The following is a 16107-nucleotide window of genomic DNA, read 5'->3' on the forward strand; positions in this document are numbered from 1 at the left end:
ACTACTCCCACTCAATTGTTGCAGGTGGTTTGCTTGAAATATCATATACTACGCGGTTAATTCCATCAACTTCATTTATAATTCTACGACTTATATTTTCTAATAAATCATAAGGTAGCCTTGAAAAACTTGCAGTCATACCATCACTTGCATCAACAACTCTAATGCAAACTGCATTTTCATAAGTTCTATTATCGCCCATAACTCCAACTGAATTTACATTTAAAAGCACACAAAATGCTTGCCAAGTTTTATTATACCAACCACTTGATTTAAGTTCATCTCGCAAGATTACATCTGCTTTTCTTAGAAGCTCCAACCTATCTTTTGTAACATCACCCATTATGCGTATTGCAAGACCAGGACCTGGGAAAGGATGGCGATAAACTAAATCTGGGCTTAAGCCAAGCTCTATTCCAAGTTTTCTAACTTCATCTTTAAAAATCTCTCTTAATGGCTCAATTAACTCAAAGTTCATATCCTTTGGAAGACCGCCAACATTATGATGAGATTTTATAGTTTTACTAGATCCAACTACACTACTTTCAATGATATCCGTATAAAGCGTGCCTTGAGCGAGATATTTTACATTTTCATGTTTTTTTGCTTCTTTATCAAAAACTTCTATAAAAGTATTACCTATTATCTTTCTTTTTTGCTCTGGATCGCTCACACCTTCTAATCTTTCTAAAAACAACTTACTTGCGTCTATACTTATAAGATCAACGCCCAATTTTAGTTTAAATGTGGCCTCTACTTGCTTTGCTTCATCTGTTCTTAAAAGTCCATTATCAACAAAAACAACAATCAAATTTTGAGGCACAGCATGAGCAAGAAGTGCAGCAACTACGGAACTATCAACTCCACCACTAACAGCACATAAAACTTTATCATTTCCAATTTTTGCTTTTATTGCTTCACACTGAGTTTTAGCAAAACTTCCCATATTCCAAGTGCTTTCGCATCCACAAATGTATTTTGCAAAATTCTTTAAAATTTTATCACCAAACTGCGAATGTGCTACTTCTGGGTGAAATTGCAGAGCATAAATTCTCTCTTTTTCATTTCCAAATGCACAAAATGGAGAATTATCGCTAGTCGCTATAGTTTCAAATCCATCTGGTAAATTTTCAACCTTATCAGAATGACTCATCCATACTATTTGCCCATCATCTGTTTGCTTAAATAAATCATGATCTTGTTTAAATTTTAAATTTGCCTTACCATACTCTTTATGTGACGCAGCAACCACACTTGCACCAAATTTATGAGCGATAAGTTGCATTCCATAACAAATTCCTAAAATTGGCAAACCCAAAGAAAATACCTCATCATCACAAAAATAAGCATCACTAGCATAAACACTAGCCGGTCCTCCGCTTAAAATAATACCTTTTGGTGACTTTGCTTTTATATCACTAATACTTGCATTAAATGGCAAAAGTTCTGCATATACACCATTTTCACGCAATCTTCTGGCAATGAGCTGAGTATATTGCGAACCAAAGTCTAAGACTATAATATCTGCTGTTTTCATAAAAATTCCTATTTGTTTAATCTAAATTTAATCAAGCACAATTGTATCAAATTTAAACTTATTTATCTTTATATTTTATTTTGTTATCGTATCGTGATTTGATATAAAGTTTTCATTAGTTTTATTTACATCACTGTCAGAATCTGCAGAATAAAAAGGTGGTGCTTTATAACCGCAAGCTGCAAATAAAATTAATAAAAAAAATGATAAAATAACCTTATGAAAAGCGTTAAAGAAATTATTACTCATATGTCAAACACTCCTTCTTACAACAAATTAAAAAAATTCAAAGAAGCAAAAGAGTTTATATCTCTTCTTGGAAAATCCAAAAATAGCATTATAAACAACACATTTTGCAAAGATGAAATTATGTATATAGTTGTTTTACATCCTGCATTTAAGCAAGAATTAAATAGTGATAGTAGTATAAATCAAATAAAAAACTTATTAAAAAAATACTGCGAAATAAACAAAAACAGCACTTTAGTAAATATTAAAAATATAGAAATCATCATAAAAAAACCAAAAAAAGAAGAAAAAATCATAAAAATAAAAAAAGATTACTCACATTTATCTTGTGGTGAATTTGAAAATTTAGCCACATCACAAGAACTACACAAAATTTATGAAAACATTAAAGAAGAGCTAAAAAATGCTAATCGATGATATCTTATCCCTTCCTAAAAATCCGGGTGTTTATGAGTATTTTGATAAAGATGGGAAACTTCTTTATGTGGGTAAAGCAAAAAATTTAAAAAATAGAGTAAGAAGTTATTTTAGTTTTAGCCCTATTCTATCGCCAAATCCACGCCTTAGCACGCGTATAGCCCGCATGATAAGCCAAAGTGTGCATTTAGAATACATCATAACAGATTCTGAAAGCGACGCACTGATATTAGAAAACTCGTTTATAAAACAACTTAAGCCAAAATACAACATTTTACTAAGAGATGATAAAACATATCCTTATATTTACATAGATTTAAGCTTGGATTTTCCGCGTTTTGAAATAACAAGAAAAGTTATAAAAGGTAAAAATATAAAATATTTTGGTCCATATTTTAAAGGTAGCAAAGAAATTTTAAATGCTTTATATCTTAAATTTCCACTTGTTCAAAAAAAATCGTGCATAAAAGGTAAAAAAGCTTGTCTTTTTTATCAAATAAAGCGTTGCCATGCACCTTGTGAAAATAAAATTTCGCAAGAACAATACTCCAAAATAGTAGATGATGCTATAAAAGATATGCAAAATACAGCGTCTCTTGTGCCGTTTTTACAAAATTTAATGATAAATTATGCAAATAACGAAAACTACGAAGAAGCAGCTATAATGCGCGATCAAATCGAAACTATAAAAGATATGCAAATAAAAGTAGAAGTTGATTTGGCTAAATTAGAAGACTTCGATGTAATTGCCATAAAAGCTGATAAAAATATAGTTTGCTCTGTAATATTTAATATAAGAAATGGCAAAATAAGCAACTCAAGACATATTATTTCAATGGTTGAAAATGCAAGTATTAATGAGATAAATGAGCTTTATAAACAAATTATAATAGAAGCTTATCCTAAAGAAAGCCCTATAAACTCTACTAAAATTTACACATATGAGAATTTTGAAGATAAAGAGTTAGTATCTGAAATTTTAAGCAAAAGACATATGGTTAAATTTAAGATCCAAACTCCAAAAATAGGTGAAAAAAGAAAAATTTGTGACATTGCGTATAAAAACTGCGATTTACAAATTCAAAAACATTTGAAAAATAGTAATTATAAGCTTTTAAACGACATAAAACAAACTTTTGATTTAAACAATACTCCTTTTAGGATAGAAATTTTTGATAACTCACATATGCAAGGTGTTGCAAATGTTGGTTCAATGGTAAGTTTTGAATTAGATCATTTTCTAAAAGACGCTTATCGACACGCACATTTGCAAAGCAAAAATGATTATGATCAAATGAATGAGTTTTTAACACTAAGAGCTAAAAGATTTGACAAACTAAACCCGCCAGATCTATGGATAATAGATGGCGGACAAGCCTTGCTTGATTTAGCTAGTTTGATAATCCAAAGTAGCGGTGCAAATGTAGATGTGATTGCCATTTCAAAAGAAAAAATAGACGCTAAAGCTTACCGCGCAAAAGGAAATGCAAAAGACAAAATTTACACAAAAAACGGAGTTTTTAAATTTGAAACAAATAATAAAATTTTGCAATTCATTCAAAAACTACGCGATGAGGCTCATAGGTTTGCCATTTCATTTCATCAAAAAACAAAAAGAAAAATGGATTTAAATAGTTCAAAGATGAAAAATCTTGGAATAAGCGATGGAAGTATCAAAAAACTTTTAAACTATTATGGCTCATTTGATAAAATATATGAAGCTAATTTTGAAGATATAAAATCCCTTACAAATATTAAAGTAGCTAATAAAATTAAAAATATATAATATTAATATATTTAAAAGTATTGCTATAATATCAAAAATATTGTATAATAACTTTTTTAAAATATTTAATATATTATTATTATATATTTTAAATTTCAAATTTAAAAGGACTTTTATGTATAGTTTTTTTGTTAATTTTTTTAACATATCTAGCATTTACACACTACTTGGGCTTTTTGCTTTAGCATTGATATTTTATCTGTTAAAAGTGTTGAAAAATGTAGGGGTAAGTAACGGTAAGATTATGGCTCTATCTTTAATTTTTGGCATTTTACTTGGATATTTATGCTTATATTTAGCAAATTTTCCACATCAAAATATATTATCATTAAAAGATTCCACTAATCTAAGACCTCTTTATGAAATTTATGTGTGGTTTAAATTTATAATAGTTATGTTTATAAGCTTTTTAAAGCTCTTAATCATTCCTATAATATTTTTTGGCATTATAAGAGTTATTATAAATTTAGATCAAAATGTAAAATTTAAAAATATTTTTGGTATATCTTTTTCTTATCTAATGATAACAACAGCCATTGCTTCGCTCATAGGAATAACTTTGGCTATTGTTATGCAAGTAGGCTCTGGAACTATAAATCAAACTACTACAAAAATTATAAAAGAAGTTAAGCCTATAAATGAAGTTATACTGGACTTTATACCAAACAATATAATTTCAGCTATGGCAAATACAAATGTTCTTGGCGTGGTTATATTTTCTTTGTTTATCGCATTTGGTGCAAATATGATAGCAAAAAATGAAGATATAAAAAATTTCGAAATACTTAGAAATTTGATAGATTTTATTTATAAAATCATTATGCAAATAACCAAAAAAGTCATATCGTTTTTACCTTATGTAGTTGTTGTAATGATAGCAAATACATTTTTAGAAAATGGGTTTGATGCGATTATTTCTGCACTTGATTATATTGTTTTATGCTATGTAGCAGCTATTTTAACACTTAGTATGCACGCTATTGTTCTTTTAATAAATGGCTTAAACCCTATAAAATATTTTCAAAAAGCCTTACCAACGCTAATAATGGCTTTCACATCAAGAAGTTCATCTGGAACACTTCCAATGACCATATCAACACTTACGAATAAATTTGGCGTAAGTTCAAGCAATGCATCTTTTGTAGCAAGTATCTCAACAACGATTGGAATGAATGGATGTGCTGGTTTTTATACTGGAAGTGCTGCTGTGTTTTTGCTAAACGCACTTGGAGTAAGTATAACTTTTGAATACATTGCCATGATAGTTATATTAAGCGTAATAGCTTCATTTGGTATAGCAGGAATTCCAGGAATTGCCATAATGGCACTATCTGTTGTTATAACAGGTCTTGGTTTAGAAAACAATTTCGCACTTCTTGCAACTATTTTAGCAATTGATCCAATCATTGATATGGCAAGAACAGCCACAAATGTATCTGGCGGAATGACTGCTAGTATAGCAACAGACAAAGTACTAAAAACATTAAGCAAGGATGTTTATAATTCATAAAAATACATTTATCAGGTAAATATTTACCTGATAAATTAAAAAGAGTTTTTGATAATTTTTGGTAGAATATGCTTTAATATAAATTTAAAGGATAAATTTATTTAGCATGAAAAATACATTTAAAATTGTAACTAGCATACCATTACTTGCTTTAATAATTATTTTTTTATATTTCATATACAATACATATGAAAAACTTGAACAAAACAATGAAATGAAAACAACTCTAAAAGAGTACTCTATATTAAAACAATTAAAAACAGCCATAGAAAAAGAAGCTCAAATTGGCGTCTTAACCCTAGATAAAACAAATAGCTTTAATGTAGAAATTTTTACAAATCAAATACAAAAAACAAATAGGTTTATACAATACGCTTATGGAGAAAATTTAAGCGAAAATATAAATATATTTTTAACAAAAACGAGCAAAATAAGACAAAATCCAAAACTAGATAATTTTGAGCATTTATACGCACCTTATCTAGAAATATACAGATATTTAAACAAAGTAATTTTAGAAAAGCTTACAACTCTTTTAAACTATAATGCTCCACTAGATATAAATTTATTTATAAATTACATTATATTTTCTCAAGATATTATTACCACGACAAACCTGCAAAGAGACTATATAAATAGCATTTTGATTACAAACACACCAATATCAAAAAATCAAAAACAATTTTGGCTAGAAATAGCTTATGCAAATACAAATGTAAATCCATTTATACTAATGTCAACTAATTCAAAAGCACAAATGCTAAATATAGATCCAAATGATGAACTAAATGATTTGTTTCAAATATGTTCTGAATTAAAACTAAATATATTATTTGAATCTCAAAATGGAATATTTAACACGCCATATAGAAAATGGACTGAAAAAACTGACGATAAATTATCTATATTATATCAATATAACGACATAGCTTATCAAAATATATCAACAAAATTTCAACAATACGAAGAATTTCTTAAAAATGACATTAAAATTTATATTCTTATACTCATGCTATGCGGTGTATTTTTTATAGAACTGATAATCAATCTTAACAGACGAAATCAAATTGTAAAATATTTCAGATATACGCTTGATACACTAAAACAAAAAGGCTACTTGGATGAAAAAATACATTTTAAATTTAATTCTAAGAAAAACATACAAGATGCGTTTTTAAACATAGATAAATCCATAAAAAATATGGCTTACTCTATAAGCTCTCTTAAAAAAGCAAATCAAATAAAAACAGATCTTCTAGTAAATATCGCTCATGAGATACAAGCTCCATTACAAGGCATAATTAGCTATATTGATTTGATGGAAAAAAGATATAAAAATGTCATAACCAAAAACATAAAAGAAAATGCAAAAAATATTTTTCAAATAGCAAAAAATATAAAAGAGACCAAAAATATAGAAAACAATCAAGTTTTACTTCAAAATATAGATTTTCTACCAATAAAAGAATTTGAAAACACTGCACAAATTTTTGTGCTTTTAGCCTCAGATAAAAATATCGAATTTTATGTTTTCATAGACCCAAAACTTTCAAGCTACATAAATGGCGATTTAGTAAAAATAAAAGAAATTTTGATAAACCTACTAGATAATGCCATTAAATTTACACACGATGGCGGGAAAGTAATCTTACGCGTAATAAAAATGGATTATAATGTTAAAAACGAAGTTAAAATAAAATTTAGCGTTGAAGACAATGGAGAAAATATAAATATAGAAAAAATTGATCAAATTTTTATAGAAACCTCAATAAACAAAGAGGAATATGAAAAAAAATATTTAAATTTAGGACTTGGTATATCTAAAAAATTAGCCAATTTACTAGGCGGGGAGCTTATATTTAAAAATAACTCAAAAACTGGAAATACATTTGATTTTATCATAAATTTAAAAGATACCAATATAAATGTACCGTTAAATCAATATAGCTTAAAAATAGCAGTTATAGAATCAAAAAGTGAAGAATTTAATAAAATTTTAGAAATTTATTTACGCAGTCTTGGAGTTGATTGCGAGTTTTTCTCTAATGTAGAAAAACTCAAGCCACAATATTTTGATTTTGATATTATCTTTATTCGTTTTGATGATTATATGGAATTAAAAATAAAATTTAATAAACCTATAATCATTAGTGCAAATTACTATATTTTAAACTCTATAAAAGAAGAAGATATGAATCAAAATATTTTCTACATAGATGAACCTATAAAATTAACTTATATAGATAAAACATTACAAAACATAATGTCCGTTAAAAAATCAAATCCAAACTACATTATAAGCAATAAAATAGAAAAAATAGATGATAAATTTAACGCAAAAGCTTTAGTTTTGACAACTGATGTTACTATGCAAAAACTTATAAAATATATGTTATCTTATTTGTATATACAAACTACCATAGTTACATCCATAAAAGAACTTATTTCTGAATATACTCAACTATCTTATGAAGTAATTTTTATACAACTAGATCCTACTATGCAAATAGATGAACATGGCATAAAAAGTATCATAGAATTTGAAAAAGAAAATGCTATAAATCACTCTCCAATCATAGCAATTACAGATAATATCATAAAAAGAAATGATGAAAGCATTTATGGCAATGGCTTTGATGATTTAATATCTCAACCATTAAAAATCAACACTCTTTCAAGATTATTAAACAAACTCATACCGCAACATAAAATCATACCAAATATGCAGTTAAGACAAAATATTGCCACTCATTATACAAAAAGCACTAATGTAAATAAAAAAGATATTTTGATAGTTAAAAAATCTATTCTTGATAATAATTTGATGAAAAATAAATTCCAAGAATTTTTTGAAAATATAGATGTCGCTACAAGTTTAGATACATTTAAAAAATTGATAAAAGAAATTTCTTATGATGTATTAATCATAGATATAAATTTACCAAAATTAAATTTAGACGATATAGAAAAATTACTATTAAATCCAGACGAAAACGCAAATACTCGCATAAAAACGGTATTGATGATAGATAATAAAAAAAGCATTTTAGAAAAACATAAAAACTACTTTGATAATATAATTTATAACGACACTGAACTAAATCAAATTTTAATGATAATTAGAAATTTAGCGAAAGGTTAATTATGCAACATGGAATTTTAATTATTGGTGAAGATATCATACTAAATAGTTCGTTTTTAACATATATATATGAGAAATACGAAGATTATTTTGGAGAAAAAGGCGTCATAAATTATATAAATAAAAATGACAAAAATCTACCTTTTAACATAGAACATTACACTTTTGCTTATGATATACTAACCATTTTTACAACAGACGATAACTACCATATCGCAAGCAAAGTCCTTGCAACCCTTACAAGTGATATTTTAGAGTTAAAAGATGAGATGCTAGTTCCAAGCAAAGTTAGTAAATTTTCAAACGGAAGCTTTGTTTTAAAGATAAATAACGCAGAAGTAAATTTAATAAATGCAAATCCAACTCAAGATTTGCCTCCATTTTTGAGTAAATTTGAAAGAAATTTTGCTTATTTTTCAATATTTGATTTAGATAGTGAAAGTGCTAAAATATTACTTGAACCATTAGCAAAAACATATGATATAAATATAAATTTAAGTCAAATGGTTGCAAACTGGACTATAGTTAAAGCAGTAGAAAATAAATTTGGTCAAATAGATGGCTTTTTGCAAAGTGCTAAAAACCTTTTTTCACAAAAGATAATTCTCCAAAAAGATCCGATAAAACACATCGCAAATACGCTTATAAAAAAAGGGTTGAAAATAACATTTGCAGAAAGTTGTTCTTGTGGATTACTTGCTGCTAAATTTGGATCTTATAGTGGTGTATCATCTGCATTTGATGGCTCTTTGGTAACTTATGCAAATGAGATAAAATCCTCTTGGCTTGGAGTTAGAGATACAACTCTTCAAACTTACGGTGCTGTTAGTTCTCAGTGTGTCGAAGAGATGATAAAAGGGACTTTAGTAGCAAGTGGCGCTGATTTTGCCATAGCAATTAGCGGTATAGCAGGTCCAGATGGCGGAAGTAAAGAAAAACCGGTTGGAACTGTATTTATAGGATCTGGTTCAAAAGATGGAAATATGATGGTAGAAAGATTTTTTCTAAAAGGCAATAGAAACTACATAAGAGAACAAAGCGCAACGCTAGGCTTTTTATCATTAATAAGACTAAGAAGTGATATATTTTTTGAAGAGTAAATTCAGTAGTTTATTAACTAGATTTAACTATAATTAAACTTTAATTTTTTAAAAAAGGATTTCATATGGCTGTAAATGTATTTTATGATAAAGATTGTGATTTATCCCTTATAAGAAGCAAAAAAGTTGCAATGATAGGCTTTGGCTCACAAGGTCATGCACACGCTGAAAACCTTAGAGATAGTGGCGTAGAGGTTATCGTTGGACTTAAAAAAGATGGAAACAGTTGGGCAAAAGCTGAAGCAAAAGGTTTTAAAGTTTTAAGCGTTAGCGAGGCTACAAAAGAAGCTGATATTATCATGATACTAACACCAGATGAACATCAAAGCGAAATTTTTGAAAAAGAGATAAAACCAAATTTAAAACAAGGAAGTGCCATAGCATTTGCTCATGGATTTAATGTTCATTTTGGTCAAATAAAAGCACCAGATGGAATTGATTGTATAATGATAGCACCTAAAGCACCTGGGCACACCGTAAGAAGTGAATTTCTAAAAGGTGGCGGAATTCCAGATCTTATAGCAGTTGAACAAAATGCATCTGGCAAAGCAAGAGAGCTAGCATTAAGCTATGCTTGTGCTATAGGTGGTGGAAGAAGCGGGATAATAGAAACAACTTTTAAAGACGAAACAGAAACTGATCTTTTTGGAGAACAAGCTGTTTTATGCGGAGGACTTTGTTCTCTTATAAATGCAGGTTTTGAAACTCTTGTTGAAGCTGGATACGAACCAGAAATGGCATATTTTGAATGCTTGCATGAAATGAAACTTATAGTTGATTTGATATATCAAGGCGGAATGGCTGATATGAGATATTCTATATCAAATACCGCTGAATACGGTGATTATGTAAGTGGTCCAAGAGTTATAAACGAAGAGAGCAAAAAAGCTATGAAAGAAATTTTAAAAGAGATACAAAATGGCAAATTTGCCAAAGATTTTATCTTAGAGAAAAAAGCAGGCTATACAAGAATGAACGCCGAAAGAAAGATATCTCAAAGTTCTCTTTTAAATAAAACAGGTGAAAAACTTAGATCTATGATGCCTTGGATAAAAAACGGTAAATTAATAGATCAATCTAAAAACTAATACTTTGAATAAAAAAAAATCTTCAAAAAAGCGTGTTAAAATGCACGCTTTTAAATGGTATATTTTTTGCATTTTTATAATATTGGTTTTTTTTGCAACCATTTATGGTATAGCAATAAATTCACAAAAAAATATTGAAGATAAAAATCTAACAACTACTCAACAAATTTTAACTTCAAACAATCAAACTAATTCAAAAACAGATCAAATTATTTATGAGAAAAAAGAAGTTTTAGTAAAACAAAAACACACTCAACAAAACACTAATTATTCAAAATACCAAACAAACATACCATCTCAAAAAATCCAAGAACAAGAGTTAGCAGAGCAAAATTTAAGTGAATTTTTTAAACTTTTAGATGCAAATCAAAGCACACAAATAAAAGATGAAAACAACACAATAGATAAAAATATATCAAAACAAATTAGCATTATAGATAGTCCAAAAAAATACGAAGATGAAGATTTAGAAAAGAAATCACAAAAAGCAATTTATGATACAACGGCAAAAACGCTGGATAGAAGAGGCAAAAAACCACTTCTTGCAATTATAATAGACGATGTTTCAACTTTTACACAAGCAGAGCTTATCAAAAAAATAAAATTAAAAATTACTCCATCTATATTTCCAGTATCAACAAATACTCCAAATACAGCTCAAATTGCAAATAAATTTAGTTTTTATATGATTCATCTACCAATGAGTGCGATTAATTATAAAAATGAAGAGCCAAACACTATGCATATAACAGATAGCAAAGACTTGATGTTAAAAAGGATAAAAAAGATAAAAAAAGATTTTCCAAAGCTTAAATTTATAAATAACCATACCGGAAGCGAATTTACATCAAACATTCAAGCTTTAGATAAACTTATGAGCATTTTAAAATCCCAAGATATTGTACTTCTTGATAGCAAAACAATAGCAAAAAGTAAAGTTAAAGATTTAGCCAAAAAATACAATATGCCATATCTATCTAGGGATGTTTTTTTAGATAATATTCACTCTGAAATAGAGATAAAAACGCAACTCAAAGATGCTATAAATATAGCAAAAAAAAGAGGTTATGCCATAGCTATAGGTCATCCACACGATATAACGCTAAAAACCATAAATAAAAACATAAATATGTTAAAAGATGTAGAAATTGTGTATGTAGATAGACTATATAAGGAAATTTATGGCTATATTAGATAAAATCCCGCAAGATCTTTTAAGACTAAAAAATCCGCCTAAAATGCTATACTATAAAGGCAATACTGATTTGTTACAAATGCCAAAAATTGCAGTAGTTGGCTCTAGAAAAATATCATTTTATACTAAAAATTTGATATCAAATTTATGCTTAAATCTTAAAAAATATGGCATTTGCGTAGTAAGTGGTGGGGCTATTGGATGTGATATAACAGCACACAAAGCCGCTTTTCCAAACACCATAGCAGTTTTTGCAAATGGTTTAAATATAATTTATCCAAAAACAAATTCGAATTTAATAAATCAAATGTATGAAAGCTCACTTGTTTTAAGCGAGTATGAACCAGATGAGCCGCCATTTAAACATCGTTTTTTACAAAGAAATCGCATAGTTGTAGGACTTTGTGAAGCAATTGTTATAGCACAAGCTGATTTAAACAGCGGCTCACTTTCAAGTGCTAAAATAGCCAAAAATTTAGGAATTCCTATATTTGCTTTTCCTCAAAGGATAGATGAAAGCAAGGGTACAAATTTACTACTAAAACAAAAAGATGCGACACTTTTAGATGATTTTGACGAACTTGGCGAGAAATTTGGCGGTAAATTAAAAGAAAATTTACAAAAAGACGAAGTGTTGGATTTTATAAAAAATAATTCAAATTTAACAGAGTGCTTAAATAAATTTGGAAGCAAAATTTACGAATACGAACTACTTGGCAAAATCAGCATAAATGGCTTTAGCGTGAGTGTAAAATGATAGTGGCTATAGATGTTGGTTTAAAAAGAATAGGAGTTGCCATATCTTATGAAAATGGAGTAGTTTTGCCGCTAAATGCAATTATACGCAAAAATCGCAATCAAGCTTCAAAAGAAATAAGTCAGTTACTACAAGATTATAAAGCAAAAAAACTTGTTGTTGGTATCCCACTTGGCGGAAGTAGTGAAGATGAGATGACTAGACGCATAAAACACTTTGTAAATTTAATAAATTTTAGTGGAGAGATAATTTTTATAGATGAGAGTTTTTCAAGCAAAGAGGCTAGCGATTTTGCAGTAATAAACCACAAGAAAAAAGATGGAAAACTAGATAGTTTGAGTGCAATGATAATACTTAAAAGATATATTAAAAGTTAAATTTAATAATTGTAACATACTAAAGACATAACAAAGACTTTTTGCCTATATTTTAGGATTATTAAGTATTTTAGCTGGTTTAAATTTTTAAATAAAAATTTTCTAAATTTAAAAAACAAAAGTTAATAAAAAAAATTTTAAATTTTATTAATAATATTACAAATTTTAGCTCTTCAAATTTCAATAAGACTTGGAAATGATGTTGATATGCCAAGAAATTTAGCAAAAAGCGTTACAGTAGAATAAAAATATAATTTTATTTTTATAACATCGCCCTTGACAACGGGGGGGGGGAGTGATATAATTTATCATTTAAAATTACTAACTAAAAAATTATTAATTTATAAGGAGTATTTTTATGTTGAGTAAAGTTTCAAGCAAGGTTTCGCTTATTATTCTTTTTTTGTTAGCCGTTTCTTTTACAGTTTTTTCTTTTATAAACTATAATTCGACTAAAAATGTTGTTTTAAGCGAATCTATGAGCAATAAAAAAACTATAACTAAATCAGTAGAAATGTATGTTGAACAATATATTAAAACACGCGTTTTTGCTATAAATAATTTTGCCAAGTATTTAGGAGCAAATCCTTATCTTTTAGATGATAAGGATGCTATTAGGTCTAGATTAGAAAGTATAGGTCCTGTACTTGATTTTCAAGAATTTTATGTTGGCTTTGCAGATACTGGAGAGGTTTATAGTATAATTTTTAATGGTGATGGAACTACAAAATTCGAAATACATGGTAAACAGATAAATTATGATGCTAGAAATACAGATTGGTATAAAGGCGCATCTAGTGATACTTCTAGAGCATATGTTTCAAAGATATATATAGAGAATAACAAAATTGTTGTTAGTCTTGCAAGAGCAATTGTTGTAGATGGAAAAGTAGTTGGTGCTGTAGGAACAGATATACATACAGAAATATTGTCTAATGCAGCAAATAGTTTAAAACCTACAAAAACATCCCTAGTAAATATAATGGATTTAAATTCCAATCAAATATTAGCACATCCAAATAAAGAATTTGTAATGTCGAATTCAAAAGATGCCGTAGATGCTTTTAATACATTTACAAGTAAATTTAAAGAATTTGGAAACAAACCTTTTGAATATGACTTTATGGGAGATCATAAAGTTGGTGCTTGCGAAAAATACGAAGCTGCTAACTGGCTTATTTGTTCAGCAAACTCAATGAGTGATTATGATAGCACACTAAGTTATATAATTAAAAGTCAAAGTGTAACTTCAACTATATTTATTATACTTATAGTATCTATCTTAACTTTCATAATAACAAGAGCTTTAAAACCAATCTCTATAATCCAATCAGGTCTAAACAATGTATTTAAATTTATAAATCATGAATCAAAAGATGCTAATACAATAAATGTAAAAACAAAAGATGAATTTGGAGCTATGGCTAAAGCTATTAATGAAAACATTGAAAAAACTAAAAAGAATTTATCTGATGAAGAAGTATTTATAAAACAAGCTAATACATTTGTAGATGAGATAAAAGAAGGTAACTTCTTAGTATCATTTGAAGCAAATTCTTCAAATCCAGCACTTAATAATCTAAAAGAAGCATTTAAAGAGTTACAAACAACATTAGTCTCACTTATAGCAGATAATGGACATAATATACTAAATTTATTAAAATCTTTCCAAAACAAAGACTTTACAACTTCTATAGAAGATAAAGGTGTTATTGCTCAAGGTATAAATACTTTAGGCATTGAAATATCAAATATGCTTAAACAAAATCTATCTCAAGCAGAGAGCTTACAACAAAAATCAGATCTATTATCTAAAGCAGTAGATCAAATAACAGCTTCAGCTAAAAAACAAGCTAGTTCACTTGAAGAAAGTGCAGCTGCAGTTGAAGAGATGTCTAGCTCAATGAACTCAATTAATCAAAAAACAACAGAAGTTATAGCTCAAAGTGAAGAGATTAAAAATGTTATAACTATTATAAAAGATATATCAGAACAAACTAATCTTCTAGCACTTAATGCTGCTATAGAAGCAGCAAGAGCTGGAGAAGCAGGAAGAGGATTTGCAGTTGTTGCTGATGAAGTTAGAAAACTTGCTGAAAAAACAGGTAAATCTTTAACTGAGATAGAAGCTAATGTAAATGTTTTAACTCAATCAATAAATGAGATGAGTGAAAGCATTAGAGAACAAACTGAAGCAATATCTATGATAAATAACTCTGTAGCTGATGTAGATGCTTTAACAAAAGAAAATGTTAATATTGCAAACAATACAAACAGCATTACAAAAGAACTTGATACTATGTCTAAAGATATAGTTGAGAGTGTAAGGAATAATAGGTTTTAAATTAATCCCCCTTAATATATAAATTTTCTAGATGCTTAAAGCATCTAGAAGTAAACTATTAAAATAAACTATATCTTATAAATACTTTGTTTTTGTTTATCAGTAATTAATGCTTTTGGTAAATTTAAGTTATTAAATGCTTTTTGTAATTTCTTATACAATTTTTCAAAATCAACACCAGCTACTCTAGTTTCGCTTATGGTTGTGATAAAATTTGTATCACCTTTCCATCTTGGAACTAAATGATAATGTATATGCTCACAAATTCCAGCACCAGCGTCAGCTCCTAAATTCATACCTATATTTACACCAGTTGCATTTAATACTTCTTTTAAAATTTTAACTCCTAATTTTACATATAAACTCATTTCAAGCCAAGCTTTATCGTCTAAATATTCAATATTGTCTATATGCTCATATGGAATTACCATAAAATGCCCTGGAGAATATGGATAAAGATTCATAACACCAAAGCAGTGTTTTGCTCTAAAAAGCACACCAAATTCATCATCTTTTTGAGGATTTTTTACTATATTACAAAAAACACAACTATCACTTTTTGTCTCAAAATACTTAGATCTCCAAGGTGCATTTAAATGGTTCAT

11 protein-coding genes and 3 pseudogenes are annotated in these 16107 nt (G+C 28.0%); 12 read left to right on the forward strand and 2 right to left on the reverse strand.

Annotated features, from left to right (window positions below):
* Window position 1: 1 nt before the first annotated feature.
* A complete protein-coding gene (gene guaA / locus CSPB_RS04895) occupies window positions 2-1537 on the reverse strand; it encodes a glutamine-hydrolyzing GMP synthase (RefSeq protein WP_089193387.1) in 1536 nt (511 codons plus the stop codon).
* A 219-nt stretch (window positions 1538-1756) separates the two neighbouring features.
* On the opposite strand from guaA, the gene CSPB_RS04900 reads away from it, so the two are divergent.
* From CSPB_RS04900 to CSPB_RS09110, 12 genes and pseudogenes are all read left to right on the forward strand, one after another.
* Window positions 1757-2203, forward strand: a complete 447-nt coding sequence (locus tag CSPB_RS04900) for a hypothetical protein (protein ID WP_161492189.1) — start codon at window positions 1757-1759, stop codon at window positions 2201-2203.
* A complete protein-coding gene (gene uvrC, locus CSPB_RS04905) occupies window positions 2190-3989 on the forward strand; it encodes an excinuclease ABC subunit UvrC (RefSeq protein WP_089193389.1) in 1800 nt (599 codons plus the stop codon). Before CSPB_RS04900 ends, uvrC begins: the two co-directional genes overlap by 14 nt.
* A gap of 115 nt (window positions 3990-4104) precedes the next feature.
* Window positions 4105-5499: a cation:dicarboxylate symporter family transporter gene (locus tag CSPB_RS04910; protein WP_089193390.1), complete on the forward strand. Its 1395-nt coding sequence runs from the start codon at window positions 4105-4107 to the stop codon at window positions 5497-5499.
* A 106-nt stretch (window positions 5500-5605) separates the two neighbouring features.
* Window positions 5606-8641 carry an ATP-binding protein gene (locus CSPB_RS04915; RefSeq protein WP_089193391.1) on the forward strand — a complete coding sequence of 1012 codons (3036 nt, stop codon included), beginning with the start codon at window positions 5606-5608 and terminating at the stop codon, window positions 8639-8641.
* Window positions 8642-8643: 2 nt separating this feature from the next.
* The gene (locus CSPB_RS04920) at window positions 8644-9741 is read left to right on the forward strand and encodes a CinA family protein (RefSeq protein ID WP_089193392.1); all 1098 of its coding nucleotides are present in this window, start codon (window positions 8644-8646) and stop codon (window positions 9739-9741) included.
* 65 nt (window positions 9742-9806) lie between these two features.
* Entirely contained in the window at window positions 9807-10829 is a 1023-nt protein-coding gene (ilvC, locus tag CSPB_RS04925) for a ketol-acid reductoisomerase (protein ID WP_089193393.1), read from the forward strand.
* A 40-nt stretch (window positions 10830-10869) separates the two neighbouring features.
* Window positions 10870-12027, forward strand: a complete 1158-nt coding sequence (locus tag CSPB_RS04930) for a divergent polysaccharide deacetylase family protein (protein WP_089193394.1) — start codon at window positions 10870-10872, stop codon at window positions 12025-12027.
* Entirely contained in the window at window positions 12011-12781 is a 771-nt protein-coding gene (gene dprA / locus CSPB_RS04935) for a DNA-processing protein DprA (protein ID WP_089193395.1), read from the forward strand. The genes CSPB_RS04930 and dprA overlap by 17 nt, the downstream gene beginning before the upstream one ends.
* Window positions 12778-13158: a Holliday junction resolvase RuvX gene (gene ruvX / locus CSPB_RS04940; protein WP_089193396.1), complete on the forward strand. Its 381-nt coding sequence runs from the start codon at window positions 12778-12780 to the stop codon at window positions 13156-13158. The genes dprA and ruvX overlap by 4 nt, the downstream gene beginning before the upstream one ends.
* Before the next feature lie 153 nt (window positions 13159-13311).
* Window positions 13312-13404, forward strand: a pseudogene (locus CSPB_RS08830) (hypothetical protein); the annotation flags it as partial.
* A gap of 268 nt (window positions 13405-13672) precedes the next feature.
* Window positions 13673-14080 (forward strand): annotated as a pseudogene (locus CSPB_RS09105) (PDC sensor domain-containing protein); the annotation flags it as partial.
* Window positions 14081-15100: 1020 nt separating this feature from the next.
* Window positions 15101-15502: pseudogene (locus CSPB_RS09110) on the forward strand (methyl-accepting chemotaxis protein); the annotation flags it as partial.
* Between the two features lie 68 nt (window positions 15503-15570).
* On the opposite strand, the gene CSPB_RS04950 reads toward CSPB_RS09110, so the two are convergent.
* Window positions 15571-16107, reverse strand: coding sequence for an HIT family protein (locus CSPB_RS04950; protein WP_089193398.1), 537 nt, complete (start codon window positions 16105-16107; stop codon window positions 15571-15573).

It is taken from the genome of Campylobacter sputorum (assembly GCF_002220775.1).
In the GTDB taxonomy this organism is placed as follows: Bacteria; Campylobacterota; Campylobacteria; order Campylobacterales; family Campylobacteraceae; genus Campylobacter_F; species Campylobacter_F bovis.

Excerpts from the sequence above, each read along its gene's own strand:
- guaA (WP_089193387.1), bottom strand. The coding sequence starts at position 1,537 with ATGAAAACAGCAGATATTATAGTCTTAGACTTTGGTTCGCAATATACT.
- CSPB_RS04900 (WP_161492189.1), top strand. The coding sequence starts at position 1,757 with ATGAAAAGCGTTAAAGAAATTATTACTCATATGTCAAACACTCCTTCT.
- uvrC (WP_089193389.1), top strand. The coding sequence starts at position 2,190 with ATGCTAATCGATGATATCTTATCCCTTCCTAAAAATCCGGGTGTTTAT.
- CSPB_RS04910 (WP_089193390.1), top strand. The coding sequence starts at position 4,105 with ATGTATAGTTTTTTTGTTAATTTTTTTAACATATCTAGCATTTACACA.
- CSPB_RS04915 (WP_089193391.1), top strand. The coding sequence starts at position 5,606 with ATGAAAAATACATTTAAAATTGTAACTAGCATACCATTACTTGCTTTA.
- CSPB_RS04920 (WP_089193392.1), top strand. The coding sequence starts at position 8,644 with ATGCAACATGGAATTTTAATTATTGGTGAAGATATCATACTAAATAGT.
- ilvC (WP_089193393.1), top strand. The coding sequence starts at position 9,807 with ATGGCTGTAAATGTATTTTATGATAAAGATTGTGATTTATCCCTTATA.
- CSPB_RS04930 (WP_089193394.1), top strand. The coding sequence starts at position 10,870 with ATGCACGCTTTTAAATGGTATATTTTTTGCATTTTTATAATATTGGTT.
- dprA (WP_089193395.1), top strand. The coding sequence starts at position 12,011 with ATGGCTATATTAGATAAAATCCCGCAAGATCTTTTAAGACTAAAAAAT.
- ruvX (WP_089193396.1), top strand. The coding sequence starts at position 12,778 with ATGATAGTGGCTATAGATGTTGGTTTAAAAAGAATAGGAGTTGCCATA.
- CSPB_RS04950 (WP_089193398.1), bottom strand. The coding sequence starts at position 16,107 with ATGAACCATTTAAATGCACCTTGGAGATCTAAGTATTTTGAGACAAAA.